The 25,899-nt window shown below is 32.3% G+C and carries 31 protein-coding genes and 1 tRNA gene; 15 read left to right on the top strand and 17 right to left on the bottom strand.

Annotation, left to right across the window (positions count from 1 at the left end; genetic code table 11):
• Nucleotides 1-28 precede the first annotated feature (28 nt).
• The 5 genes from ccmD to AC8IG9_RS01035 all read right to left on the bottom strand — a co-directional run bounded on the left by ccmD (nt 29) and on the right by AC8IG9_RS01035 (nt 3,749).
• Nucleotides 29-226, bottom strand: coding sequence for a heme exporter protein CcmD (gene ccmD / locus AC8IG9_RS01055; RefSeq protein ID WP_507424974.1), 198 nt, complete (start codon nt 224-226; stop codon nt 29-31).
• Entirely contained in the window at nt 223-921 is a 699-nt protein-coding gene (gene ccmC / locus AC8IG9_RS01050; protein WP_507424973.1) for a heme ABC transporter permease CcmC, read from the bottom strand. The genes ccmD and ccmC overlap by 4 nt, the downstream gene beginning before the upstream one ends.
• 162 nt (nt 922-1,083) lie before the next feature.
• Nucleotides 1,084-1,929, bottom strand: coding sequence for an ABC transporter permease (locus AC8IG9_RS01045; protein WP_507424972.1), 846 nt, complete (start codon nt 1,927-1,929; stop codon nt 1,084-1,086).
• A gap of 1 nt (nt 1,930) precedes the next feature.
• Nucleotides 1,931-2,725, bottom strand: coding sequence for an ABC transporter ATP-binding protein (locus AC8IG9_RS01040; protein WP_507425898.1), 795 nt, complete (start codon nt 2,723-2,725; stop codon nt 1,931-1,933).
• A gap of 4 nt (nt 2,726-2,729) precedes the next feature.
• On the bottom strand, nt 2,730-3,749 hold the full coding sequence (locus AC8IG9_RS01035) for an ABC transporter substrate-binding protein (protein ID WP_507424971.1): 1,020 nt from the start codon (nt 3,747-3,749) through the stop codon (nt 2,730-2,732).
• Nucleotides 3,750-3,814: 65 nt separating this feature from the next.
• Here AC8IG9_RS01035 and mmsB point away from each other — a divergent pair, with 65 nt between their 5' ends.
• Nucleotides 3,815-4,711 (top strand): 3-hydroxyisobutyrate dehydrogenase, encoded by an 897-nt coding sequence (mmsB, locus tag AC8IG9_RS01030; protein WP_507424970.1) that lies wholly within the window; start codon nt 3,815-3,817, stop codon nt 4,709-4,711.
• A gap of 3 nt (nt 4,712-4,714) precedes the next feature.
• Here the strand turns inward: mmsB and hspQ are convergent, their stop codons facing one another.
• Complete coding sequence (gene hspQ, locus AC8IG9_RS01025; protein WP_017972076.1) at nt 4,715-5,044, bottom strand: heat shock protein HspQ; 330 nt, start codon at nt 5,042-5,044, stop codon at nt 4,715-4,717.
• Between the two features lie 39 nt (nt 5,045-5,083).
• Nucleotides 5,084-5,851, bottom strand: coding sequence for a hypothetical protein (locus AC8IG9_RS01020; protein WP_507424969.1), 768 nt, complete (start codon nt 5,849-5,851; stop codon nt 5,084-5,086).
• Between AC8IG9_RS01020 and AC8IG9_RS01015 the strand changes: the two genes are divergently transcribed.
• Genes AC8IG9_RS01015 through AC8IG9_RS01005 form a run of 3 tightly spaced genes read left to right on the top strand, consistent with a single transcriptional unit; the run spans nt 5,835 to nt 6,848 of the window.
• A complete protein-coding gene (locus tag AC8IG9_RS01015) occupies nt 5,835-6,374 on the top strand; it encodes an inner membrane-spanning protein YciB (RefSeq protein WP_507424968.1) in 540 nt (179 codons plus the stop codon). The two genes, AC8IG9_RS01020 and AC8IG9_RS01015, sit on opposite strands and share 17 nt — an antisense overlap.
• Nucleotides 6,374-6,718 carry a DUF2794 domain-containing protein gene (locus AC8IG9_RS01010; RefSeq protein ID WP_507424967.1) on the top strand — a complete coding sequence of 115 codons (345 nt, stop codon included), beginning with the start codon at nt 6,374-6,376 and terminating at the stop codon, nt 6,716-6,718. Before AC8IG9_RS01015 ends, AC8IG9_RS01010 begins: the two co-directional genes overlap by 1 nt.
• Before the next feature lies 1 nt (nt 6,719).
• Nucleotides 6,720-6,848 (top strand): DUF2256 domain-containing protein, encoded by a 129-nt coding sequence (locus tag AC8IG9_RS01005; RefSeq protein ID WP_507424966.1) that lies wholly within the window; start codon nt 6,720-6,722, stop codon nt 6,846-6,848.
• A gap of 4 nt (nt 6,849-6,852) precedes the next feature.
• Here the strand turns inward: AC8IG9_RS01005 and AC8IG9_RS01000 are convergent, their stop codons facing one another.
• Nucleotides 6,853-7,425, bottom strand: a complete 573-nt coding sequence (locus tag AC8IG9_RS01000) for a peroxiredoxin (protein ID WP_507424965.1) — start codon at nt 7,423-7,425, stop codon at nt 6,853-6,855.
• 42 nt (nt 7,426-7,467) lie between these two features.
• A complete protein-coding gene (locus AC8IG9_RS00995) occupies nt 7,468-8,223 on the bottom strand; it encodes a Bax inhibitor-1/YccA family protein (RefSeq protein WP_507424964.1) in 756 nt (251 codons plus the stop codon).
• Between the two features lie 109 nt (nt 8,224-8,332).
• Here AC8IG9_RS00995 and AC8IG9_RS00990 point away from each other — a divergent pair, with 109 nt between their 5' ends.
• The 3 genes from AC8IG9_RS00990 to AC8IG9_RS00980 are packed head-to-tail and all read left to right on the top strand — an operon-like array spanning nt 8,333 to nt 11,075.
• The gene (locus AC8IG9_RS00990) at nt 8,333-9,382 is read left to right on the top strand and encodes an NADP(H)-dependent aldo-keto reductase (protein WP_507424963.1); all 1,050 of its coding nucleotides are present in this window, start codon (nt 8,333-8,335) and stop codon (nt 9,380-9,382) included.
• A complete protein-coding gene (locus AC8IG9_RS00985) occupies nt 9,373-9,882 on the top strand; it encodes an invasion associated locus B family protein (RefSeq protein ID WP_507424962.1) in 510 nt (169 codons plus the stop codon). Before AC8IG9_RS00990 ends, AC8IG9_RS00985 begins: the two co-directional genes overlap by 10 nt.
• Nucleotides 9,883-9,884: 2 nt before the next feature.
• Nucleotides 9,885-11,075, top strand: a complete 1,191-nt coding sequence (locus tag AC8IG9_RS00980) for an argininosuccinate synthase (RefSeq protein WP_507424961.1) — start codon at nt 9,885-9,887, stop codon at nt 11,073-11,075.
• On the opposite strand, the gene AC8IG9_RS00975 is transcribed toward AC8IG9_RS00980, so the two are convergent.
• From AC8IG9_RS00975 to hemC, 4 genes are read right to left on the bottom strand one after another with little or no spacing between them, the layout of a single operon-like run.
• Nucleotides 11,058-11,312, bottom strand: coding sequence for a hypothetical protein (locus AC8IG9_RS00975; protein ID WP_017972066.1), 255 nt, complete (start codon nt 11,310-11,312; stop codon nt 11,058-11,060). The genes AC8IG9_RS00980 and AC8IG9_RS00975 overlap by 18 nt on opposite strands.
• 3 nt (nt 11,313-11,315) lie before the next feature.
• Complete coding sequence (locus tag AC8IG9_RS00970) at nt 11,316-12,179, bottom strand: bifunctional 5,10-methylenetetrahydrofolate dehydrogenase/5,10-methenyltetrahydrofolate cyclohydrolase (protein WP_507424960.1); 864 nt, start codon at nt 12,177-12,179, stop codon at nt 11,316-11,318.
• 15 nt (nt 12,180-12,194) lie between these two features.
• Entirely contained in the window at nt 12,195-12,887 is a 693-nt protein-coding gene (locus AC8IG9_RS00965; RefSeq protein ID WP_507424959.1) for a uroporphyrinogen-III synthase, read from the bottom strand.
• Nucleotides 12,856-13,827 carry a hydroxymethylbilane synthase gene (hemC, locus tag AC8IG9_RS00960; RefSeq protein ID WP_507424958.1) on the bottom strand — a complete coding sequence of 324 codons (972 nt, stop codon included), beginning with the start codon at nt 13,825-13,827 and terminating at the stop codon, nt 12,856-12,858. Before hemC ends, AC8IG9_RS00965 begins: the two co-directional genes overlap by 32 nt.
• A 76-nt stretch (nt 13,828-13,903) precedes the next feature.
• Here hemC and tsaD point away from each other — a divergent pair, with 76 nt between their 5' ends.
• The 3 genes from tsaD (at nt 13,904) to acs (ending at nt 17,442) form a co-directional block, all read left to right on the top strand.
• Nucleotides 13,904-14,977 carry a tRNA (adenosine(37)-N6)-threonylcarbamoyltransferase complex transferase subunit TsaD gene (gene tsaD / locus AC8IG9_RS00955; protein WP_507424957.1) on the top strand — a complete coding sequence of 358 codons (1,074 nt, stop codon included), beginning with the start codon at nt 13,904-13,906 and terminating at the stop codon, nt 14,975-14,977.
• Nucleotides 14,978-15,072: 95 nt separating this feature from the next.
• Nucleotides 15,073-15,486 carry an EVE domain-containing protein gene (locus tag AC8IG9_RS00950; protein WP_507424956.1) on the top strand — a complete coding sequence of 138 codons (414 nt, stop codon included), beginning with the start codon at nt 15,073-15,075 and terminating at the stop codon, nt 15,484-15,486.
• Nucleotides 15,487-15,504: 18 nt separating this feature from the next.
• Nucleotides 15,505-17,442 (top strand): acetate--CoA ligase, encoded by a 1,938-nt coding sequence (gene acs / locus AC8IG9_RS00945; protein ID WP_507424955.1) that lies wholly within the window; start codon nt 15,505-15,507, stop codon nt 17,440-17,442.
• A 1-nt stretch (nt 17,443) separates the two neighbouring features.
• Here the strand turns inward: acs and AC8IG9_RS00940 are convergent, their stop codons facing one another.
• A complete protein-coding gene (locus AC8IG9_RS00940; RefSeq protein WP_507424954.1) occupies nt 17,444-17,611 on the bottom strand; it encodes a DUF1674 domain-containing protein in 168 nt (55 codons plus the stop codon).
• Between the two features lie 149 nt (nt 17,612-17,760).
• Between AC8IG9_RS00940 and AC8IG9_RS00935 the strand changes: the two genes are divergently transcribed.
• From AC8IG9_RS00935 to purH, 4 genes are all read left to right on the top strand, one after another.
• Nucleotides 17,761-19,395 carry an MFS transporter gene (locus tag AC8IG9_RS00935; RefSeq protein WP_507424953.1) on the top strand — a complete coding sequence of 545 codons (1,635 nt, stop codon included), beginning with the start codon at nt 17,761-17,763 and terminating at the stop codon, nt 19,393-19,395.
• Nucleotides 19,396-19,512: 117 nt separating this feature from the next.
• Complete coding sequence (gene rpe, locus AC8IG9_RS00930; RefSeq protein WP_507424952.1) at nt 19,513-20,172, top strand: ribulose-phosphate 3-epimerase; 660 nt, start codon at nt 19,513-19,515, stop codon at nt 20,170-20,172.
• Nucleotides 20,173-21,825: a heparinase II/III domain-containing protein gene (locus tag AC8IG9_RS00925; protein WP_507424951.1), complete on the top strand. Its 1,653-nt coding sequence runs from the start codon at nt 20,173-20,175 to the stop codon at nt 21,823-21,825.
• 24 nt (nt 21,826-21,849) lie between these two features.
• The gene (gene purH / locus AC8IG9_RS00920) at nt 21,850-23,409 is read left to right on the top strand and encodes a bifunctional phosphoribosylaminoimidazolecarboxamide formyltransferase/IMP cyclohydrolase (protein ID WP_507424950.1); all 1,560 of its coding nucleotides are present in this window, start codon (nt 21,850-21,852) and stop codon (nt 23,407-23,409) included.
• Here purH and AC8IG9_RS00915 read toward each other — a convergent pair.
• Nucleotides 23,399-23,737 carry a 4a-hydroxytetrahydrobiopterin dehydratase gene (locus tag AC8IG9_RS00915; RefSeq protein ID WP_507424949.1) on the bottom strand — a complete coding sequence of 113 codons (339 nt, stop codon included), beginning with the start codon at nt 23,735-23,737 and terminating at the stop codon, nt 23,399-23,401. The two genes, purH and AC8IG9_RS00915, sit on opposite strands and share 11 nt — an antisense overlap.
• 43 nt (nt 23,738-23,780) lie before the next feature.
• A tRNA-Gly gene (locus AC8IG9_RS00910) sits at nt 23,781-23,855 on the bottom strand.
• A gap of 91 nt (nt 23,856-23,946) precedes the next feature.
• On the opposite strand from AC8IG9_RS00910, the gene AC8IG9_RS00905 reads away from it, so the two are divergent.
• Nucleotides 23,947-24,600, top strand: a complete 654-nt coding sequence (locus AC8IG9_RS00905; RefSeq protein WP_507424948.1) for an LON peptidase substrate-binding domain-containing protein — start codon at nt 23,947-23,949, stop codon at nt 24,598-24,600.
• Here AC8IG9_RS00905 and rho read toward each other — a convergent pair whose 3' ends face one another.
• Nucleotides 24,601-25,872, bottom strand: a complete 1,272-nt coding sequence (gene rho, locus AC8IG9_RS00900) for a transcription termination factor Rho (protein ID WP_507424947.1) — start codon at nt 25,870-25,872, stop codon at nt 24,601-24,603. It abuts the gene before it with no gap.
• Nucleotides 25,873-25,899 lie beyond the last annotated feature (27 nt).

Below are 25,899 nucleotides of genomic sequence, written 5' to 3'. Positions count from 1 at the left end.
AATAACTTATAAAAATTATCTAAAAAATTTAGATTGATTTTGCCTGATTGGAAACAGGGTCTTGAATACTCTTTTCTGATTCTTGATATAAATATTCTTTATTACGAATAACATTTAATTTCTTAAGAGAAGAATAGTAAAGAGAAACTAAAGAAATTGCAGAAAATGCATATGATAACCATATGTACAAACCGTAACCACCCATATTTAAGAATTCTGAAATCATTTTTTATTAACTCTAAAATTTATAATTTCATATTTATATCTAATCAAGAAAATAATCAGCGACAAAATGGAGAAACTAAAGAACATAATAAGCAATGGCGCTAACATTGAACTGTGTATTGTGGGTGCGGCTGTTAGGGTAATGCTTGATGGTTGATGAAGTGAATTCCACCATGCTACTGAAAATTTAACAATTGGTATATTTATCAATCCAGCGACGCCAACAATATTAGTAATTTTTTCAGCAGAATTATAATCTTTGATAAAAGACCATAACAAAACATAAAGAATATAAGTTAAGACTAAAATAAACATCGAGGTTAATCTACCATCCCAACTCCAAAAAGTTCCCCAGGTTGGAAAACCCCATAATGAACCCGTCACAACTGAGATTAGAGAGAAAACTAATCCTATAGGAGCTAAACTTTTTGCATAAACTGAAAAAACTTTAACTCTAAAAATTAAACTTATAAATGAGCATATTCCTATAATTAAAAAAATTAATAACGAAATCCATGACGATGGGACATGAACATACATAATTCTCACCGTATCTTTTTGAAGATAATCAATCGGTGAAAAAACTAGAGCCAAACCTAAACCAATAATTATAGAAAAAATAAAAATTATTTTTAACCAAAAAATACTAGTACTTGCTAAATTAAAAAAGGTTCTAGGTTTAAATATTCCAAACATTTTATTGGAATTTTTTTACTATATGTTGGGAGTTATTGAAAGTTTGCTTAACTGAGATAAGGGAGATTGGGGATCAAAGATAACTCAGTTAAGCATTGGATATACTTTAATAAAATATTCTGTCTAACTTTTGCGTTAATAATGTTCTAATTAAGGCGACTATTAAACGTTAGGACGCCATTTTAAAAGGCGATTTTCTAGCCTAGTAATCAAATAATCAGCTATGAGCGCAACAACAGCTAAAACGATCATTGCTGCAAAAACACCGGCGGCATTAAATGCTCCTTGAGCGGTCGCTATCAACAAACCTATTCCTTGTTTGGAGCCTAAGAATTCTCCAACCACAGCTCCAACTAATGCAAAACCAAAACTAATATGTAAGCTTGCAAGTATCCAACTTAGTGCTGACGGTAGAACAACTTTAAAAGTAACCTGACGATCGCTTGCTCCTAATACTCTAGCGTTCGCAATAAGATTGGTGTCTGCTTCTCGAACTCCTTGAAATGCATTCCCAAAAACAACAAAAAAAACCATGACAACTGCTAAAGCAACTTTTGAAGCCATTCCAAGTCCAAGTGCAATAATAAAAATTGATCCTAAAACAATTCTTGGAATTGCATTTGCAATCTTAATGTAAATACTAAAAATATCTGCGAGCATCTTATTTCTTCCAAGTGCGATACCACAAATAATTCCCATTACTGCTCCAATTAAAAATCCAAGAACAGTCTCTTCTAAAGTAACCAATACCTGCAACCAAAGAGGTCCTTGTGATGTTCCTTTAATAATCCAAATATAAAGCTGATAAGCAATTGATGATGGCATAGAAAAGAAAAATGGATCGATGATCCCGGTGCGCCCTAAAACTTCCCAACCACCCAATGTAACAAATAAAAACATAAATCTATAAAAAATAACAAATCTCCAACGTTCTTTTACTTTTTCAACAGAAATTTTTTCTAACTTTTTAATTTCTTCTTCTCTATTTATATTATTTTGGTCACTCATATTAAATATTCACTTCCTCGCTTAAATCGTTCCATATGCTTTTTGAAATCTCAATAAATTTTTTTGTGTATCTAGTCTCAGTTACTATTCTAGGTCTTTCAATATCCACATTATAAATTTTTTTAACTTTTGTGGGTCTTTTGCTTAGCACGTACACTTTATCTGCAAGTATAGTTGCTTCTTCAATATCGTGAGTAACGAAAACAACTGCAGCCTTATGTTTAGACCATAATTGTAAAAGCTCTTGCTGCATTAACAATTTAGTTTGAACATCTAAAGAAGAGAATGGTTCATCCATAAGTAAAATATCCGGAGAATTTATAAATGTTTGTGCTAACGCAACTCTTTTTCGCATGCCGCCGCTAAGTTGATGAGGGTAATGATGCTCAAATCCTTGTAGGCCTACTCTTTTTATCCAATCCAAAGACTTCTCTATTGCTTCTTTTTTGTCTACACCCCTAAACAAAGGTCCTACAGCAACATTATCCAAAACATTTTTCCATGGAAAAACTGCATCGGTTTGAAAAACATATCCAACTCTAGAATCTATTCCTTCAAACTCTTTTCCTTCGATTAGAACTTTTCCAGCGTTTGCTTTTGCTAAACCAGAAATTAAACTTAAAGTAGTTGATTTTCCACATCCAGTAGGTCCAACGACAGCACAGAATTCACCTGGCTTAACGGTCATTGAAAAATTATCTAAAACTTGAATAATTTTTCCTTCAGGGCTTGTAAAACGCCTGTCAACATTTTCCAGTTCGATCAAAAAATTTGAATTCATAACTGGTTTTAAAATATATTTACAATTTATATTTAGCTGCTGCTGCTTTAACGTATTTAGTTGTATATGTTTTAGAAAGGTCGATCTTCTTTCCTGTAACTGCCTCATTGAAAACCTGCAGGACTCTCAGAACAGACTCTGGTCCACCTTGTGGCATTACTCCATCTTTTGTGAACATACGTTTACTTTCAGCTAAAGATTTTATGTACTGTTCTTTAGAATCTCCATAAAAATCGGGCGGAAGCAATGCTGCTATTTCTGCAGCTGAGTGAGTGTCGATAAACCTCATAGTTTTATAAAATGCATTTGCAAGTTTTTGAACTTCGTCTGGATGTGAATTAATCCATTTTGTAGACATATATAAACATGCGGCAGGATATAATCCTCCAAGTGATTTTATAGTTCCCTCTGGATGTCTCTGATCAATTAAAATTTTAGCGTCCCCACTTGCTAACATTGTAGAAATTGTTGGCTCTGTCGTTATGCCGACATCTATCTTTCCTTGTTTCATTGCTGCAATAAAAGTGTGTCCAGCACCAACAGCTAAAGGTGTGACGTCTGATGGCTTAAGTCCAGCCTTCACCGAAAGATACATCATGATAAAATTTGTTGAAGAGCCAAGTCCTGTTACTCCTAAAGTTCTGCCTTTAAAATCTTTTGGCGATTTGATTGCATCTGCTAATTTTGAGGATACTAAAACAACTTCTCCTGGTGCCTGGCTAAATTGCACAACCGACATCACTTCTTTTCCTTTTGCTTGCAGATCAATTGTATGATCATAAAAACCTACAACGCCTTGAACAACTCCAGCTATCATTTCATTTGCTGCATTTACTCCGGCTTGCGATTGTTCTCCTATCAATTCGACATTTAAACCCTGTTCTTTAAAATAACCTAGCGCCTCTGTAAGTTTTGCTGGAAGATAAATTTGTTTACCTATTCCACCAACAACAATACTAATTTTTTCAGCGGCTGAAATCTGCGTTGATAAAAATACTAAAAAATAAATTGATATTAAAAGCTGTTTTAAAATTTTCATTAGATCCCCTATTATTTAACTTTTATTTAAAGTTACAAAACAAATAATATGATAGCAATAATTATATGAAAATTGGATTTATTGGACTTGGCAATATGGGCGGGCCTATGGTTAAAAACCTAATTAAGAATGGACATAAGCTAATAATAAATGACATCGTAAAATCCTTAGCTGAACCATTAGTTGCGCTTGGTGCTGAAGCTAAAAACTCACCTGCTGAAGTTGTAAAAAGCTCAGGTATCGAAATTGTAATTACAATGCTCCCTGCCTCAACACATGTAAAAGAAGTTTATTTAGGAGAAAATGGAATTTTAAAAAATATACCAAAAGAAATTTGTGTAATTGATTCATCAACCATTGATCCTCAAACTGCAAGAGATGTTGCAAAGAAATCTGAGTCTCAAGGTAATCCCATGCTTGATGCTCCTGTATCTGGAGGAACTGGAGGCGCTCAATCTGGAACTCTAACATTCATGGTGGGTGGCGATGAAAAAATTTTTAATATGGCAAAACCAATTCTTACTAATATGGGGAAAAATATTGTTCATTGTGGTCCCTCAGGCAACGGTCAGGTAGCAAAAGTAGCTAATAATATGTTGCTTGGCATATCAATGATAGGCGTTGCTGAAGCCATGTCTCTTGGTGTTTCCATGGGAATGGATCCTAATATTCTAGCTGGAATAATTAACTCCTCTAGTGGTCGTTGTTGGAGTAGTGAAGTTTACAATCCCTATCCAGGAGTTGTCGCTAATGCTCCAGCCTCTAGAAATTATACTGGCGGCTTTGAAACTGATCTTATGATTAAAGATTTAGGTTTGGCCACAGAAGCTGCTACACAAATTAATCAATCTGCCACAATGGCAAGAACAGCACTAAAATTATATAAAGATCTAAGTTCCCAAGGAGATGGTGCTCTTGATTTTTCAGCAATTATTAAATTAATTGATAAAAATAATTCTTAAATTTTAGTTACAAGGTTTAAAATAAAGATCACCTTTTTTACCTTTAAAGATTTGATCTACTAAAGGATGACGAACAGGTTCATTTGGATCGTCTGCTAAAAGATTTTGTTCTGAAACATAGGCTTCATAAGTAATCTCATCATTCTCTGCTAACAAATGATAAAAAGGTTGATCTTTTCTAGGGCGGGATGCTTTTGGAATTGATTGATACCATTCTTCAGAATTACTAAACTGAAAATCTACATCGTAAATGACTCCTCTAAAATCAAACAAACGATGTCTCACTACTTCTCCAATTGAGAACTTGGCTTTGTTCAATTTTTTTTCAAGCATTAAAAATAAATTAGTGATTCTTATAAAAAATTCAATAGATCAGTTAATCATATTTAAATACATCTTGAGTCTAATACCTTTTTTTCCTTTAGTTGTTGCGTAAATTGGAAAATAGTTATCCCCAACAATTCCAAAATAAAGATCAACTTTGAACTGCTCGGGTGTATTTGGATCTCCAGGAATGTAACCAGAAATTGGCTCATAGACTAAAGTACATTTTTGTAATTTTCCTTTGTAATCAGAAAAAATTGTATCAAGTTCCATTTGGTCATTCTCTTTTTTCATAACCAAATAATAAAAAATATTTCCATCAAAAACTTTAATTTTTTTATTGCAATCAAAGTTATTTTTGTCGATCAAAAATAACTTTTTAACTGCAAATATAGGATCAATTACACCAAAATAATCTTCTTTTTTATAAGTAACTTTTTTTGTTAAATCTTCAGTTCGAGGTGGGTCTGTTTCATAACTCAGAACTTTTTCTTTAGAAAAATTTATTTTATTTAACCTAAATTTATTAGTTGTGGGTTTGTCATAACGATATTCATATTTCCAAAAATTTTTATCCTTACTATCAAATTCAACTGTTGATTTTGCTAAAACCTTAACGAAAAATCCTACAATTCCCACAGCTTCAGCGCTAAAATTAATTTTATTGTTTATTTCATCATCAATATTAAAGTTAATCTCCATTACTTTTAAATTATATGCTCGCACATCATATTTAAATTCTTTGGCTAGCGATAAACTTAGATTTGAAGTAATTAAATACGTAATTAATAAAAAACGAATGAATAAAAGTCTCATAAAATTTCTTTTAGAACTAGGTCCATTATTACTATTCTTTTTAACTTACAGAAAGAGTGGAATGAACAGTGGAATCATTGTGTTAATAATGACGACCATACTGTCGGTTATTATTAGCTATATGATAGAAAAAAGAATCCCTATCATTGCAGTTGTTGGTGCTACTTTCATTGCAGTATTTGGCGGACTTGCAATATACTTTAATAATAAAATATTTTTCTTTATGAAGCCGACTTTTATTAATGCTATTTTTGCAGCAGCTTTAATCTATACAAAATTTTTTCAAAAGAAACTTGTACTAAAAAATATATTTGAAACCGTAAAAATTTCTGATGATGGATGGAGTCGAGTCACTAACCACTGGATATATTTTTTTATTTTTTTAGGGGTTTTAAATGAATGTATTTGGCGAACACAAACTGAGGCTTTTTGGGTGAGTTTTAAAGTATTTGGTATTGTTCCAATAAGCTTAGCGTTTACGGCTTTACAAGTATACATGATTAGAAAACATAAATATGACTGATGAAACTACATCTAATTCAAAACAATAATCTTAATAAAGAAAATTTTTTTAATAAAAAAGAACTTCAAGAAATATTAAATCTTTACGGCTCAATGGTTTCAGTTGGTGAATGGAAAGATTATGGAATTTATATGAGTAAAAATATGGTGAGTTTTGAAATTTATAGAAAAGCTACAGAAACTCCTCTTTTTCAAATATCAAAAAAATTAAATAATAAAGATAAAAACAAATATCAATTAAAAGAAGCAAATGGTTCCGTGATTAAAAGCTCTGATAATTTAAACTCCATTTTAAAGATTATTTCAAAAAAACATTCTGCAAAATATTTAAAAATCATTAAATAACTTGAGAAAGAAAAATGAATTACCACAAAAGATATGCCCCGCATGTAATAGAGTTTTTTTTTGGCGGAAAAAATGGGAAAAGAATTGGGATTCTGTAAAATTCTGCTCTAAAAAATGTTCAGGAAATTAGATTATTAAGATTTGTTATTCTTTAGCCAAGCTATTACCTGATTAACGTTCTCATCAGGAGGAAATACAGGATAAAAATATTTGATAATTTTATTATCGTTTAAAATTAAAGTTATTCTCTTAATTAAGTTCATATTATCAACTTTAAACGTTGGAAGTTTAAGAGCGTTCGCAAATGTAAGTTTTTCATCTGATAAGATTGCATAAGGAAGATGCAGTTTTGTTGCTAATTCTTTTTGATAATCTGTTTTTTGACTAGAAAGGCCAAAAATATTTTTAACATTAAGTTTTGTTAATTCAGAAAAATTATCTCTAAAACTACAAGATTGAGGTGTGCATCCTCTAGCACCCGGTATTTCATCCCAGTCTTTTGGCAAGGCTACATTGGGCTGACCCGTCATAGGATAAATATAAATAACACTTAAACCAGAAAGTTTTCCTATATTAACGAATTTTCCTTTAGTGCTTTGAAGTTTTATTTCTGGAATCTGACTATTATTAAGATGATCTAAAGAAACTTCTGCTTTCGGCGCCGGTATTTTTGACCAGTCTACTTTTAATAAGTTTTGTTGATTCATGCTCTGCGGCCCCGAAAATTATCGGGGCCATATAAAAATAATTTATTCTCTTCTGTCTCCGAAGATTCTTAGTAACATTACAAAAAGATTAATGAAATCTAAATATAAAGTTAAGGCACCCATAATGGATTTTTTTGCCATAACTTCTAAATCCCCACCGTCAAAATACATGTCTTTAATTTTTTGTGTGTCATAAGCAGTCAGACCAACAAAAATTATAACTCCAAGTATTGAAACGATAAAGTCAAGTTGAGAAGATTTAAGAAAAATATTTACGATTGATGCGATAACTATTCCAATTAAACCCATCATTAAAAATGAGCCAAGTTTAGTTAGGTCAGATTTTGTCGTGTAACCGTAAAGACTCATTGCAGCAAAAGTTCCTGCTGTAATAAAGAATACACGAGCGATACTTGTTCCAACATAAACCATAAATATTGAAGAGAGTGATGCGCCCATTAATGCTGCGAACACCCAAAACAAAGTTTGTGCTTTCGATGCAGACATTTTTGCAAGTCCAAAGCTCATCCACATCACAATTCCCAAGGGAGCTAGAGCAATTACCCACATTAATGCAGAATGATAAATCGCATTTCCAAGTGGAGTTAAGCCAGTAATCGTTCCAACTTCATTTGTTGTTATAGAAAATTTAAATAATAATAAAGCTACAAAACCTGTCACCAGAATACCTGTTGCCATGTAATTGTAGACTTTCAACATGTAGGATCTTAGGCCCTGATCTATGGCACTTGAATCCGCACGTGTCGTAGCTCTTGTTTGACCGTATTTTAAGTTCATGTCTTTTCCCTATATGTTTGTTTGACCTAATACATAATGTTAAAATATGTTTATTTCAAGAAGCTTAAAAAAAGGCTATCTCATTGTGTTTTTTAAAAAATACTAAAATATGAAATTCAATAAAATACCAAACACCGATTTAAATATTAGTCAAATTTGCCTTGGCACGATGACTTGGGGCTCTACACAAAACACTGAGCAAGATGGTTTTGAACAAATGGACTACGCTGTGTCGAAAGGAATTAATTTTTTTGATACTGCTGAATTATATTCAATACCACCTACTAAAGAAACATGCGGAACAACAAGTAAAATTATTGGCAATTGGTTAAAAAAAACAAAAAAGAGAGACAGCCTTATTATCGCTGACAAAGTGACTGGCAGATCAGGGATGAGCTGGATTAGACCAGGCGAAACAGAAACTCGTCTTAATAAAAAACAAATTAATATCGCAATCGATAATAGTTTAAAAAATTTACAAACTGATCACGTTGATATTTATCAACTGCACTGGCCTGACAGACCTTTAAATATTTTTAGCGGACTTGAATATGAACATACAGAAACAGCTGACATAGTTCCAATACTTGAAACTATGGAAACAATGGCTTCTTTAATTAAAGCAGGAAAGATAAAATACTACGGTCTATCCAATGAGACTCCTTGGGGTACAAGTCAGTATTTAAAGCTTGCTGAAAAACATAATATTCCAAAACCGATAACAATCCAAAATGCCTATAGTCTTATTAATAGAAGTTATGAGGTTGGCCTTGCAGAAATCTCTATTAGAGAAAAGATTGGACTACTTTCTTACTCTCCTTTGGGAGGTGGACATTTAAGCGGGAAATATTTAGGTGGAAAAAAACCTGCTGGTACTAGAGAAGTTTTGTGGGGAAATAGATTTGATAGATATAGAACTCCTAATACGCAACCAGCGGTACAAGCCTACTATGACGTTGCAAAAAAACATAATCTAGATTTGGCGCAAATGGCTATTCAATTTTGCACTATACAAAAATTTGTAACCTCAACAATTATTGGGGCAACTTCAATGGAGCAGTTAAAAAAGGACATTGATAGTATTGATCTCGTGCTAACTAATGAGATAATAAAAGACATTAACAATGTTCAATTAATATATTCAAACCCATGTCCTTAAGAGTTTTATTTTTTTCTATAATTTGTCTTTTGTCTTTTGAGCAAAAAATATTTGCTCAAATTAAGCAAGATGGACAATTTAAAAACTGGACAGCACAAAATACTAACGTTAATGGCCAAACAGTTTGTTACGCCGTATCAAGCCCTGTAGCCTCGGAGCCAAAAAGTCTTAACCGTGCAGAATCTAGAATTTTTGTAACTTTTAGACCAAATGACAAAATTCAAAATGAAGTAAGTGTTACAAGTGGATACAATTACAAACCATCTTCTAAAGTAAGCGTCGCAGTTGATAAAAAAGAATTTAAATTTGAAACTGAAGAAAATTTTGCTTGGCTTACAAAATATGAAGAAGAAGTTTCAATGATAGAAACGATGAAAAAATCTTCACAAGCAAAAGTTATTGCGACATCAGCTAAGGGTTCTAAAACTACTGATACTTTCTCATTAAGTGGTTTTAACGATGCCTATGAAGCTGCTAAAAAAAAATGTAATTTCATTTAAGAATGAAAAAAAAAGTTAAAAAAATTGTTTTAGCTTATTCTGGAGGTCTTGATACTTCGGTCATTTTACGTTGGTTACAAGAAAACTATAACGCAGAAATTATCGCTTACACTGCCGACCTTGGTCAGGAAATTGACAGAAAAAAAATAATCAGAAACGCAACAAATCTTGGCGTTAAAAATATAGTTATTGAAGACTTAAAAGATGTTTTTGTAAAAGATTACATTTTTCCAATGATTAGAGGAAACGCCCTGTATGAAGGAATTTATTTACTTGGAACCTCTATTGCGCGCCCGCTTATTGCAAAACGCCAAATTCAAATTGCAAAAAAATTTAAAGCAGATGCTGTATCTCATGGATCAACAGGCAAAGGTAATGATCAGGTGAGATTTGAGCTTGCGTACTATTATTTTAATCCAAAAATTAAAATCATTGCTCCATGGCGTGATTGGGATTTTGCATCAAGAAGCGATCTGATTAAATATGCTAAAAAAAATAATATTCCTGTGCCAAGTGATAAAAAAGGTGCACCACCATTCTCGGTTGATGATAATTTATTTCACACTTCAACAGAGGGGAAAGTTTTGGAGGATCCTTCAAAACCAGCTCCTGAATTTATATTTCAAAGAACTGTTTCTCCTGAAAAAGCACCTAATAAACCTTCCTACGTTACTATTGGTTTTAAGAATGGAGATCCTATTAGCATTAACAACAAAAAATATTCTCCAAGTAAATTACTCTCTATTTTAAATAACATTGGTGGAAAAAATGGCGTGGGTAGAGTGGATCTTGTTGAGAATAGATTTATTGGAATTAAGTCTCGAGGAGTTTATGAAACACCAGGTGGAACTATTCTTTTATTCGCACATAGAGCAATTGAATCTCTTACGCTAGACAAGGAAACAGCTCATAAAAAGGATGCCGTAATGTCAAGATTTGCAGAGTTAATTTACAATGGATTTTGGTATTCAAAAGAAAGATTAAAATTGCAAAAAATTATTGACCAAAAAAGATCTAGGGTTCAAGGAAAAATTAAATTAAAAATATATAAAGGCAACGTAAGTGTTGTTTCAAGAGTTTCTGATAAAAGTATTTACTCTATGAAAAACGTTTCTTTCGAAGAAAACAAAAGTTTTAATAAAAAAAGAGTAGAAAATTTTATTAGAAAAAACGCACTACTTCTTAGAAAGTAATTTTTTCTCCACATACTTTCTTAATTTTTGCACCAAAGCATATAAGGGAAATAAAAATACAATTAAAATAATTAAAGTTATAATTTCATTGGTAAAAGAGTAATTATAACAATGACTCAAGCTGTCATTAATTTTTTCTGGTTCATTAAAACATCCAAAAAAACGAACTGAAAGTAACGATGTGATCATTAAAACCCAAACTACAGAAACAACAATATAAATTTTTTTCAATTTCATAATCTATTTTTTAAAATGATGAATTGTTTTAAAAGCTTTTAAAGTATTACTTAGAAGACAGGCGATAGTAACGGGACCTACGCCTCCTGGCACTGGAGTAATAGCTCTTGCTTTTTTTACGACAGATTTAAAATCAACATCTCCTACTATTTTATAGCCACCTTTTTTCTCAACTCTATTAATTCCAACATCAATTACGATAGCTCCCTTTTTAATCCAGTCACCCTTAACTAAATTTGCTCTACCAACCGCAGCAACAACAATGTCTGCTTTTTTACATAATTCTTTTAAATTTTTTGTTTTTGAATGACCGATAGTAACTGTACAATCTTCTTTTAATAATAATTGAGCCATCGGTTTGCCATTTAAATTAGATCTGCCAATAATAAACGCATTCAATCCAGAAAGATTTTTACGAACATTTTTAATCATTAAATAACATCCAAGTGGAGTGCACGGAACTAAGGCATCTTTTCCTGAGGACAAATTTCCAACATTGATTGCATGGAAACCATCTACGTCTTTATTTGGATCAATTTCTTCTATAATTTTAGAGCCGTTAATGTGATTAGGCAGAGGAAGCTGAACGAGTATACCGTGTACTTTTTTATCTTTGTTTAATTTATGAATAACTGAAGTTAGTTTTGCCTCTGAAATAGTACTTTTAAATCTTAAAACCTTTGAATTAATGCCCACTTCTTTTGCTGAAAGCTCTTTATTTTTAACATAAATTTCACTTGGGGTGCTATTACCAATAAGAATAACCGTTAGACCCGGGCTTAATCTAGTCCTCCTTTTTATAGACTGAATTTCTTTTTTAATCTTATGTCTTAATTTTTTTGCAAACTTTTTTCCGTCTATAATCACTAAAAAATCCCTTAATTATAATAAAGATAATTCTTCTTCTCCTGATGAAAAAATTTTAATTCTTTTCCACTTTAGTCTTTTTAAAGTATTTGCAACATTAATGCTAATACAATTCAAACTACAATTGTCTAAATCATTCATAATTTTGTGATTCAAAATTATTTTTAGCAATTGGTCTGCTGCTCTTTTTGAGTAAACAAAAATAACATCTATAAGTTTATTCTTTAAATCTTCAATTAACTGATGATCAATATTTAAATTGGGTTCTGCAGTATAATTGTTAACACTTTTTAAATTATAACCCCGCTTTTTAAAATCTCCCTCTAAATCATTGGATATAAATTCTCCTCTAACATAGATAAAGTTTTCTTTAGCTTTGTCACAACTTTTAAAAATAAGATCACGAAGTTCAATATAGTTTCCTCCCGCAACTTGAATATTCAAAAATCCAATTTTTTTGGCAGCCGCGGCGGTTTCTTCTCCAACACAAAAACATTTAAGATGACTTACATTTTTTATATTTTTTAAATTCTGAACAGCGTTAGAGCTCGTAAAAATAACTACGGTAAAATATTTAAAATTAATATCAGGAATTATTATTGGTTTTATGTTTAGTATTGAAAAATTAGTAATGCGATGGCCTTTGTCGGCGAATCTTTTAATTAAAATTTCAGAACTATTCTGACTTTTTGTGAATAGTATGTGCAAGTTTTGTCTCCGAAATAATAAAATTGTCTCCAGCCTTAGATAAAATTTCTTCAGCCACATCAATTCCTATGCTTTTTGCTTTTTCAGCAATTCCAGTTTTATGTGCTCTAAAAGATTTTGAGCCATCTAAAGATAATAATTCTGCCTGCAAAAATAATTCTCCTTCATCATTAATAATAGCATTAGCTCCAACTGGAGTATCGCATGCACCATTTAGCACTTCTAGTAATGAACGCTCTGCCTCTGCTAAAATTTGTGTTTCTTTATCGTTTATTGCTTTTAAAATTTCCTTAATGTCTGAATCTTCATCTCTACATTGAACAGTTATGATTCCTTGTCCGGCAGATGGGATTACTACGTCTTTTTCAAAATACTGTTTTACTTCCGAATGAAATCCAAGTCTTTTTAACCCTGATGCTGCAAGTATAATTGAATCAAAAATTCCCTCTTTCATTTTGTTTATTCTGGTGTCGATATTTCCTCTCATTGGAATAATTTTTAGATCATCTCTTAATCTTTTTAATTGAGCAAATCTTCTTACTGAGGAAGTACCAATAGTAGAGCCTGGCTTTAAATTTAAGAATGAGTTTGCTACGGGAGATAAAAAAGCATCACGTTCATCTGTTCTCTTTAAAAAACAAGCGAGTGATAATTTATTTGATGAAAAAGTTGGCACGTCTTTAAGAGAATGAACCGCAACATCGATTGTTTTTTCAAGCAAACACTCCTCTAGTTCTTTAACAAATAGGCCTTTGCCACCCATCATTCCTAAGTTTTCTGTTTTAAATTTATCACCAGATGTTTTTATAATTTTGATAACCAGTTGATCTGATTTAATTCCTGGATAAGCAAGCAGTAACTCGTCTCTAAAATGTTCAGTTTGAGCAAGAGATAATCTGCTGCCTCTAGTGCCGATAATAATTTTTTTATTTCTTAACATTTTGCTGATTTAATAACATTTTGTTATATATTATCGCTACTTTTTATAGCGACAGGTGATCACACTCAATACATCTATGAAAAAAGATTTAACATTTCTTGGAATCGAGACTAGTTGCGACGAAACTGCAGCTTCTATTGTTAGAGAAGAGAAAGATGGAAGTGTTAAAATACTATCCAATGTTGTCTCGAGCCAAGTCGATGAACACTTAAAATTCGGGGGGGTGGTTCCTGAAAATGCAGCAAGATCCCATGCTGAAAAAATTGATCTTATTATTAAAAAAGCAATAGACGATAGTAAATGTAATTTTGAAGAATTAGATGGTGTCGCAGCAACAGCGGGGCCCGGTCTTTTAGTTTGTTTAATGGTTGGTTTGAGTGCAGGAAAAAGTATTGCAGGAATTTTAAAAAAACCATTTTTAGCAATTAATCATCTTGAGGGTCATGCTCTAACAGCAAGAATTTTTAAAAAAATAAACTTTCCTTATCTTTTGCTTCTTGTATCCGGAGGACACACTCAATTTTTAATAGTCGAAGGTATTGGAAAATACAAAAGAATTGGAACAACTATTGATGATGCTCTTGGAGAAACTTTTGACAAAACAGCAAAAATGATTGGACTTGAATTTCCAGGTGGGCCGAAACTTGAAAAGCTTGCAAAGCATGGTGATGAAAGGGCTTATATTTTACCTAAACCAATTTTAAATCATCCTGGATGTAATTTGTCTTTTGCTGGACTTAAAACTTCAATTTTAAATTTATTACCAAAAATCAAAACAGAAAAAGACAAAGAAAATCTTGCAGCTTCTTTTCAAAGAACAATCAATGAAATTTTATATTCTAAATGCAAAGTTGCGATGAATGAATTTAGTTCTAAATACAAAAAAGCTAAAAAAGTTTTCGTAATTTCTGGTGGTGTTGCGGCAAACCATAGCATTAGAAAAAATTTAGAAAAACTAAGTAAAGAAATGGATTTTGAAAATTTATTTCCGCCAGCAGAATTATGTAGCGATAATGGCGCGATGATTGCCTGGGCTGGTATTGAAAGATTTAAAAGTGGAATTGAAGATAATCTTGAGGTTCTTGCAAAACCAAGATGGCCTTTGGATCCTGAGGCACCTTTTTTAAAGGGGGCTGGGGTTAAATACTAAAATCAAATTATTCATTTTAAAAAATCATTGATTTACTTAACTAAATTTGGCTTTGTTTTGACACAGACACTGCTTAAAAATACAAAAAAAATCTTATGAACTATTGGTTAGTAAAATCAGAACCATCAGTGTGGTCTTTTGATAATCAAAAAAAAGCAGGTTCTAAAGGAACCGTTTGGAATGGGGTTAGAAATTATCAAGCTGCTAATTACTTAAAACAAATGCAAATAGGTGATCTTTGTTTTTTTTATCACTCTAATGAAGATAAAAAAATTATAGGCATAGTTAAAATTATTAAATCAGCATTTCCCGATCCAACAGATAAAGAGAAAAAATTCGTAGCAGTTCAATTAAGCTATTTTCAAGACTTAAATGAGCCAGTATCACTTGCTGATATAAAGGGGAATAAGCAAATTTCTCATTTACCCCTTATAAAACAAAGCAGATTATCGGTAATGTCTATAGATTCAAAAAGCTGGAAAATAATATGTAAGATGGGTAGAATTTAATAAAAATAAGGAGGGGCATTGAGCGATAAACTTTTTAAAGTACCAGCTGATTGGGCAAAAAATTCATACGTTAACAAAGAACAGTACGAAGCAAAATATAAAGAGTCTATCACGGACAATGAAAACTTCTGGGCAAAAGAAGGAAAAAGAATTCACTGGTTTAAACCTTATTCAAAAATCAAAGACGTAATTTACAGCACAAAAAAAGTTTCGATCAAATGGTTCTATGACGGAACAACGAACGTTTCTTATAATTGTATCGATAGACATCTTCCTAAAAGGGCAAAACAAACAGCAATTATTTTTGAAGGAGACGATCCAAAAGAATCTAAAAATATTACCTACCAAGAATTAAGTGATGAAGTTTGTAAACTTGCAAACGGATTAAAAGAAATTGGAATTAAAAAAGGAGATCGGGTTACTATTTATATGCCGATGGTTCCGGAGGGCATCTATGCGATGCTCGCTTGTACTCGAATTGGAGCAGTTCACTCTGTAATATTTGGAGGTTTCTCGCCAGACTCTATTGTTAATAGAATATTAGATTGTAAATCAGAATTCGTAATTACTGCTGATGAGGGATTAAGAGGACAAAAGGTTATTCCATTAAAAAAGAATATTGATGAAGCATTAAAGAAATGTCCTGATGTTAAAAAATGTATTGTTCTTAAAAGAACGGGGGGCAATGTATCTTTTGATGTAAAGCGCGACATTTGGTATCACGAATTAACTAACAAAATGTCTACCACTTGCAAACCCGAAGAAATGAATGCAGAAGATCCTTTGTTTATTCTTTACACATCTGGATCAACTGGAAAGCCAAAGGGAGTATTGCATACAACGGGTGGATATTTAGTTTATGCTTCAATGACGTTCCAATATATTTTCAATTATAAGGATGGAGACATTTATTGGTGTACGGCAGACATTGGTTGGGTAACAGGTCATAGTTATATCGTCTACGGCCCTCTATCAAATGGGGCAACAACTTTAATGTTTGAAGGCGTTCCGAGTTATCCTGATGCAAGTCGTTTCTGGCAGGTTATAGACAAGCATAAAGTAAATATTTTCTATACAGCACCAACTGCACTTCGAGCTTTAATGCGAGAAGGTGATGCAATGGTAAAAAAAACAAGCAGAAAATCACTTAAACTTTTAGGTTCCGTTGGTGAGCCTATTAATCCCGAAGCTTGGCTTTGGTACCATAGAGTTGTTGGAGATTCTCGTTGTCCAATAGTTGATACTTGGTGGCAAACGGAAACTGGAGCGGCTCTTTTATCACCTCAGCCCGGTGCGATTGATTTAAAACCTGGTTCAGCAACAAAACCATTCTATGGAATACTTCCTGTAATAGTTGATGAAAAAGGAAATGAACTTAGTGATGCATGTGAGGGTAGACTATGCATTGGAGATTCATGGCCAGGACAAATGAGAACTGTATACGGAGATCATCAAAGATTTATTGATACTTATTTTTCACAGCACGATGGCAAATATTTTACTGGTGATGGCTGCAAAAGAGATGAGGATGGATACTATTGGATTACAGGTCGAGTAGATGATGTGATTATTGTGTCAGGTCACAATCTTGGAACAGCTGAAATTGAAAGTGCATTTGTCGCTCATCCAAAAGTTGCTGAAGCTGCGGTTGTAGGATACCCGCATGATATTAAAGGCCAAGGTTTATACTGTTATGTAACTTTAAAAGTAGGCGAGATAGCGTCCGATGCTCTAACAAAAGAATTAAAAGATTTGGTTAGAAAAATTATTGGGCCTTTAGCAACTCCAGATCTTATTCATTACACTTCGGGACTACCTAAAACTAGATCTGGAAAAATTATGAGAAGAATTTTAAGAAAGGTTGCTGAAAATCAATTTGAAAATTTAGGCGACACTTCTACACTTGCGGATCCGAGTGTTGTGCAAAGTTTAATTGATAATAGATTAAATAAATAAATTAAAAATCGTAAGTAATTCCTTTGGTCTCCCAGTCGCCATAACGAGTTGGCTCTAAACCTTTTGGACCATTAACTTCTTTTGGTCTTTTTTTTCCTGAATTATTTTTTTTTCTTAGTGCCGCTTCCTTTAATGCCTGCTCTGCTTGTTTTTTAAATTTTTCCTTCATAGAATCTTATACAACAACTGTTAGTTGATTTATTTATAACCAACTCTACTGTTAATGAAGTAAATAGCGAATTTCAAAGTAAAAAATGACTTTATATAAATAATTATTTCAGCTAGGGTTCGATACTAATAAAAAAATAAGGGGGTTTAATGAGTTCACGTGGTTTCACGAAAGAAGAACGCCTAGTCGTTGTAGGCTCTTCTCTAGGAACTGTATTTGAGTGGTATGATTTTTATTTATACGGCTCACTTGCTGCAATTATTGCTAAGCAGTTCTTCGCTGGTACAGATCCTAACACAGCATTCATTTTTGCTTTGTTAGCTTTTGCTGCTGGTTTTATTGTTCGTCCATTTGGAGCGATTTTATTTGGACGCTTAGGTGACTTAGTAGGAAGAAAACATACTTTCCTAGTAACAATTGTCATCATGGGTTTTGCAACATTCTTAGTTGGTGTTCTACCTAATTATGCTCAAGTTGGAGTGATTGCTCCGATAGCATTAATTTCACTTCGAATTCTTCAGGGTCTTGCTCTGGGAGGTGAATATGGTGGTGCCGCAACTTATGTAGCTGAACATGCTCCAGATGATAGACGTGGTTACTTTACATCTTTCATTCAAACAACTGCAACATTAGGATTATTTTTATCTCTATTAGTTATTCTTGGAGTAAGAACGTATCTTGGTGAAGAACAGTTTGCTGATTGGGGATGGAGAATACCATTCTTATTATCTGCAATTCTTCTTGGTATTTCTGTTTGGATTCGTTTAGCAATGAATGAGTCTCCAGTATTCGCAAGAATGAAGAAACAAGGTAAAGGATCAAAAGCACCACTTACAGAATCTTTTGCTCAGTGGAAAAATGCTAAAATAGTTATCTTAGCTCTTTTAGGATTAACAGCAGGTCAAGCAGTTGTTTGGTATACTGGACAATTCTACGCTCTGTTTTTCTTAACTCAAACTTTAAAAGTTGACAGTGCTACAGCTAACATTTTGATTGCAATATCATTAGTGATTGGAACTCCGTTCTTTATCGTTTTTGGTATCATGTCTGACAACATCGGAAGAAAGAAAATAATCATGGCAGGATGTCTGCTTGCGGCTATTACTTACTTCCCGCTGTTCAAAGGTTTGACGCACTATGCTAATCCAAAACTTGAAGCTGCTATTAATTCTGCTCCGGTTGTTGTAACTGCTGATCCTAATGATTGTCAGTTCCAGTTTAACCCGACAGGAACGAAGTCGTTTACAAGTTCGTGCGATATAGCAAAAGCAAGTTTAGCTAGAAGATCAGTAAACTATACTAACGCAAGTGCTCCTGCTGGAACTACTGCTTCAATCAAAATTGGTGACAAAGTGATCCAATCTTATGATGCGAAGAAAGTAGCTGATCCAAAAGCTGCAGCTGCTGACTTTACTGCTAAATTCACAGAGGCTGTTAATGGTGCAGGTTACCCAGTGAAAGCTGATCCTGAGGAAATTAATAAGCCAATGGTTTTAGCAATACTAGTTATCTTAGTTATCTATGTGACTATGGTTTATGGACCGATTGCTGCGTTACTAGTTGAGATGTTCCCAACTAGAATTCGTTACACATCGATGTCTTTACCTTATCACATCGGAAACGGATGGTTTGGTGGGTTACTACCAACTACAGCGTTTGCTATGGTGGCATTAAAGGGCGATGTTTACTACGGTCTATGGTATCCAATCATTGTTGCAGTAGGAACATTTGTAATTGGAACTTTGTTTATTAAAGAACAGAGAAACGTAAGCCTAGAAAAATAAGCATTTAAAAACGAATTATTCGTTTAATAAAAGGCCCCTAGTTTAAATACTTAGGGGCCTTTTTTTTATACCAAAAAAAACATTTCAAATTTCTTAAATTCATTTAATTGTGTTCTAGTGACACAAAATATAAAAATATCGCCTTCTATCTTATCTGCTGATTTTAGTATTCTAGGTGAAGAAATTAAAAGTTTAGAAAAAGCTGGCGCAGATTTAATTCACGTTGATGTTATGGATGGCCACTTTGTCCCTAATATTACTATGGGCCCTCCTATTATTAAGATGATTAGGAAATGCACAAAACTTCCATTTGATGTGCATTTGATGATCTCTCCTGTCGAAAAATATATTAAAGATTTTGCAAATGCAGGTTCTGACATAATTACTATTCACCCGGAGGCAACGGATAATCTTAAAAGAGCAGTAAAAACAATTAAATCCTTAGGGAAAAAAGCTGGGGTTTCTCTTAATCCAAAAACACCTATTAGTGTTCTTATGGATGTGATTAATGAAATTGATCTTATTTTAATTATGAGCGTTAACCCAGGATTTGCAGGTCAAAGTTTTATGAGCGAAGTTCTTCCAAAAGTTAAAGAATTAAGACAGATAATTAATGAGAAAAAATTAAAGATTGATATTGAAATTGATGGTGGCATAAACTTCGAAACGGCGCCTCTTGCTGTAAAAGCGGGTGCTAATATTCTAGTGTCCGGAACAACTATTTTTGCAGGCGGTTCCTTAAAAGAGAATATTCTTAAATTAAGAAATTGTGCTTAAGTGTCAAACTTTAATACATTTAATCTTTATCTTTTATCTTTAAAAAAACGATTTCAAGAACGATCGCGAGAGAAAAAATTTAGTAGTTCAAGTTACAATATATCGCTTGGTGGTATTCAACCTCACCGTATTTTTGAATCTTCAAATATTTTTCTAATTCAAGATCTTATTAATAATGATGCCGTTATCCTTAATAGTGTCAGAAAATTTACAACAAACATCTGGAAAATTACTAATCTTGAAGACAATAAAATAAACAAACTTCACAATTTTTCATGGTTACCCGCTCTTAATATTAAAACCGAGAAAGAATTAGCCTGCTTAATTGTTGATCAATGGATCAATAATTTTGCAAATTATAATGATAAATATTGGTCGCTTGATACCTTAACTATGCGCTTAATATTTTGGATATCAAGTTATGAAATTATATTTAAAAATAGTGATCTTATTTTTAGAAGCAAAGTCATAAACAATATTGTTAAACAAACAAAACACTTATACCAAAATATAAATCTTGTTGAGCCTGGCGTTGAGAAAATAAAATCTTTAGCTGCAATAATATTAGTTGGAAATTCTTTTGAACAATATGAAGACTACACTAGATCTGGTCTTAATAATCTAGAGAATGAACTTAATAATTTTATAAATAAAGACGGTTTTGTAAAAAGTAAAAATCCAGAAGATTTATATTGGACTTTATATTTTCTTTTTTTGATTAAAGAATGGCTAATTTTGTCTCAAAAACAAACACCTGCTTTTATTAATAGTTATATTAATGCTCTTGGTATCTGTTTTAAGTTCTTGAGATTTTCTAATGGAGACATTCCTTTGTTTAATGGAGCAAACCACGTGAATACCGAAAAATTTTATGAGTTTTTAGAATCTAGAGGATATGAATTTAGTGACATGGATAATATTTTTTGTGGTTATGCAAAAATTAAATCAAAAAAAATTGAATTATTCATTGATGCTAACAATCCGGCATCAACTCTATATTCAAAGAACTATCAAGCTGGCGCCTTATCATTTGAACTTTCCTCAAATGGAATAAAATTTATTTGTAATTCTGGGTCTGGCAAAAATCTTGGCGAAGAATTGTCTTATTTAAGCTCATCAACAGCCGCTCAATCAACATTGACAGTTAATGATACCTCTTCTTGTATCTTTCAAAAAAATACTCAAATTAGAAAATACTTTGGAAATTCTCTCATTGAAAAACATTCAATTTATAAAAAAGAATTTAAAAATGAGAAAGAATACATTCAATGTATTGTTGCTCATAACGGCTATGAAAAAAGATTTAAAACATTGCACGAACGTCAAATAACTTTATTCAAAAATAAAAATCATATTGAGGGAATTGATACATTATGCTGCAAAGACTTGGAGAATAATAATTTAAGTTTTAGTGCGAGATTTCATATTCACCCAGATATTCGTATAACAAAAACTATGGGTAATGACATTCTACTAAGTTCGCCTGAAGGTGATGGCTGGATCTTTAGAAGCCCTCAAATACCAACTAAAATTGAAAAAAATCTTTATTTCGGCGATTCAAGCAATATTAAAGAGACTTCATTTATTCTTCTTGAAGGAAATATAGAAAATGAGATCACAAATATTATTTGGCATCTAGAAAAAGCCAAATAAAAATCGTATACCAAATGCTTCTTCATGCAACTTATCAAAATTAAAAAAGCCTTAATTTCTGTTTCAGATAAGACAAATTTAAAAGAAGTACTAGAATGTTTAAAAAAAAATAATGTAGAAATTATTAGTACAGGTGGAAGCTATAAATTTATTAAAGATCTTGGGTTTGAATGTACTGAAATTTCAGAATATACGAAATCTCCTGAAATATTAGATGGCAGACTTAAAACATTGCACCCGAAAATTCACGGTGGTCTTCTTGCAAAAGGCGATGATAAAGACCATTTAAATCAAATTAAAAAAGAAAATATAGAACTTATCAATCTACTCATCGTTAATCTTTATCCATTCGAAAAAAAACTTTTAGAAAAAGCAGATTTTGACACTATGATTGAGAATATTGATATCGGCGGACCTGCAATGATTAGATCTTCTGCTAAAAATTTTAAATTTACCACCGTCATCTCAAGCACAGATCAATATTCACATTTAATCAAAGAGTTAAATAATAACCAAGGATCAACATCGTTTGATTTTAGAAAGAAACTTGCAACGGATGCTTTTCTTGAAACTGCTTATTATGACTCTGTAATATCTAATTGGATGAATGGATTTACAGATAATAAATTTCCAAAAAAAATTACAATTACAGGGCATCTTAAAGATAAATTAAGATATGGAGAAAATCCTCATCAACAAGCGTCTGTTTACAAAATTAATTACAAGAATGATTTCTTATCAAAAATCAAACAGCTCCAGGGTAAGGAGCTTAGCTATAATAATTACTTAGATATGTATTCAGCTGTATCTATATCTAAAGAACTTGGCGAAAATGATAGCTCATGCGTTATTGTTAAACATAACAATCCTTGTGGCTGTGCTACCGCAGAAAATGCCTTAAAAGCCTACGAATTAGCCCTTAGCAGCGATCCAATCAGTGCTTTTGGGGGTATCGTCAGCTTTAATGATGAAATCGACGAAAAACTGGCAAGTGAAATTACCAAAACATTCTATGAAGTTATTATTGCACGAAGTTTTACTAAAGAAAGCTTAGAAATTTTTGAGAAAAAGAAAAACTTAAGATTAATTTCTTTAGAAAATATTAAAGAGCAAGACAAATTATCTTACACATTTTTAGGGGACAATTTCTTAATTCAAGACAAAGATCAAATTGAAATTAATAAAAAAGAATTAAAGTTTGTAACTAAAAATAAACCAACGGATAAAGAATTAGACGATTTAATTTTTGCATTTAAAGTTTGTAAATTTGTAAAATCTAACGCCATTGTTATAGCGAAAAATAACAAAACTCTTGGTATTGGAGCTGGACAAACTAATAGATTAGCTTCAAGCAAAATTGCCTGTGAAAACGCTAATCAATTTTTTGCAAATGAAATAAAAGGAAGTGTTGCAGCCTCAGATGCTTTCTTTCCATTCGCCGATGGATTAAGCGAACTTATAAAAATTGGAATTAAAGCTGTTATCCAGCCAGGTGGATCTATCAAAGATGATGAAGTAATTGCGGCGGCTGATAAAGCTGGAATTGCCATGGTGTTTACTGGAATTAGAAACTTTAGACACTAATCATATCTATCTTAGAGGCCAAGATAAAATCACTTAAAGAAAGTCCATTAATTGCATGGGTGAATATAATAATCTCAGCATAGCCCCATCCAAATTTTAAATCTGGATGATGACCCTCTTCTTCAGCAATATTTGAAACTTTATTTATAAAACTTAAACTTTTTTCAAAGTTAGAAAATTTATAAACTCTTGTTAAATAAAACGCTTTTGTATCGTTAATTTGAACTTTCCAGTCTGCTAAATACTTTAAATATTCATCAATCTGTTCTTTGGTGAAAGGAGGAATATCACCTCTACAAGGAACGCATTTTTTTTTGTGAAGCTCCATAATTACTTTCTTATATCAGATTAAAGATATTTTACTGCTGATTTGGAGCGGGTGAAGGGAATTGAACCCACGACCTAATCGTTGGCAACGATTCGCTCTACCACTGAGCTACACCCGCTTAATAATTCAGTGAAATTAAACAAAAATAAATTTTAATCAATTGAAAAGTGAAATTGAATAAATCAAATTAAACACTATATTCATTCATAATGAAAACTCTTAATAAAAAAGAAATTCCTCAAGAGATATCTATTTTCCCACTTGCAAATGCTGTGTTCTTTCCAAATACAATTTTGCCATTAAATATATTTGAGCCAAGATATAAAAAAATGATCGAAGATGCTCTAGCATCAAATAAAATGATTGGTATGATCCAAACTAAACAAAGTAATAATCCAAAAAAACCAGAGGTATTTAGCGTTGGTTGTCTTGGAAAAATAGATACCCACACAAAAACAGCTGATGGTAGGTATTTAATAAATTTAAAAGGTTTAATTAGATTTAGAGTTTTGGATGAAGCACAGACAGATCTTCCTTATAGAAAATTTAGAGTAACCTATGATGAATTTTTAGATGATTTAGAAAAAATAAAATTTAATGATAAAATTGATGTGCTACAATTAATAGATAAGGCTAGAAAGCTATTTAAAATCCACCATCTATCTACGGATTGGAAAATTGTAGAAAAAGTTGAAGCCGATCAATTAATAAATTCTTTATCAATGATATGTCCTTTTTCTGTTAGCGAAAAACAAGGTTTGCTTGAGGCAAAAACAGTGCTTGAAAGAAATCTACTTATAAATCAAATAATAAATTTTTATATCCTTGGGAATAATCCAGATTCTGAAAGAAGAATTCACTAATTAAGTAGACTTATTCATAGAGTCAAAAAATTCAGCATTATTTTTTGTCTCTCTTAATTTTCCAATTAAAAATTCTATTGCTTCCATGTTGCCCATAGGCGCTATTAATCTTCTCAAAACATTCATCTTTTGAAGATCTTCTTTCTTAAATAATAAATCCTCTTTTCGAGTACCAGATTTGGTAATATCAATCGCTGGGAAAATTCTCTTATCAGCAATTTTTCTATCTAGAATAACTTCGGCATTACCCGTTCCTTTAAATTCTTCAAAAATAACTTCGTCCATTCTTGAACCTGTTTCAATTAATGCTGTTGAAATAATTGTAAGTGATCCGCCTTCTTCGATATTTCTAGCAGCTCCAAAAAATCGTTTTGGCCTTTGTAAAGCGTTAGCATCAACACCACCTGTCAAAACTTTTCCTGAACTTGGAACAACAGCGTTATATGCTCTTCCTAATCGCGTAATTGAATCTAACAAAATCACGACATCCTTTTTGTGCTCTGCTAATCTTTTTGCTTTTTCAATAACCATCTCCGCTACTTGAACGTGTCTCATTGCCGGTTCATCAAATGTTGAGCTTACCACTTCGCCTTTAACAGAACGTTGCATGTCCGTAACCTCCTCTGGTCTTTCGTCAATAAGCAGAACTATTAAATAAATTTCTGGATGATTTGCCGTAATTGAATGGGCAATGTTTTGAAGTATTACTGTCTTTCCTGCTCTTGGAGGCGATACAATTAAAGCTCTTTGTCCTTTTCCAATTGGGGTCACAAGGTCTATTAGTCTTGCTGTTAAATCTGGTTTCTTATCTGCTTTATTAGATTCTACTTCCAACTTAATACGTTCGTCTGGATATAAAGGTGTTAGGTTATCAAAGTTTATTTTATTTCTAGATTTTTCAGGATCTTCAAAATTTATTTTACTAACCTGCAAAAGAGCAAAATATCTTTCTGAATCTTTTGGCGCTCTAATCTCACCCTCAACCGTGTCTCCTTTGCGAAGACCAAATCTTCTAATTTGGCTTGGGCTTACGTAAATATCATCTGGTCCTGGCAAATAATTTGACTCTGTAGCTCTTAAAAAACCAAAGCCATCTTGCAAAGTTTCTAGAACTCCGCTTCCAGTAATTTTTTCATTTTTTTCTGCAAATTTTTTAAGAATGGCAAACAAGATTTCTTGCTTACGCATTGTGCTTGGGTTTTCTATGCCAAGTTTTTCAGCTTCTAAAATTAAATCTGCTGGAGTTTTATTTTTTAATTCTTGTAAATTCATTGTGTTTTGGGATTGTCTTGTGAAACT

It is taken from the genome of Candidatus Allofontibacter sp. (genome assembly GCF_040404065.1).
Lineage (GTDB): Bacteria > Pseudomonadota > Alphaproteobacteria > Pelagibacterales > Pelagibacteraceae > Fontibacterium.
The sequence above is the reverse complement of the archived record's forward strand: the minus strand, read 5'-3'. Positions and strand labels throughout refer to the sequence as shown.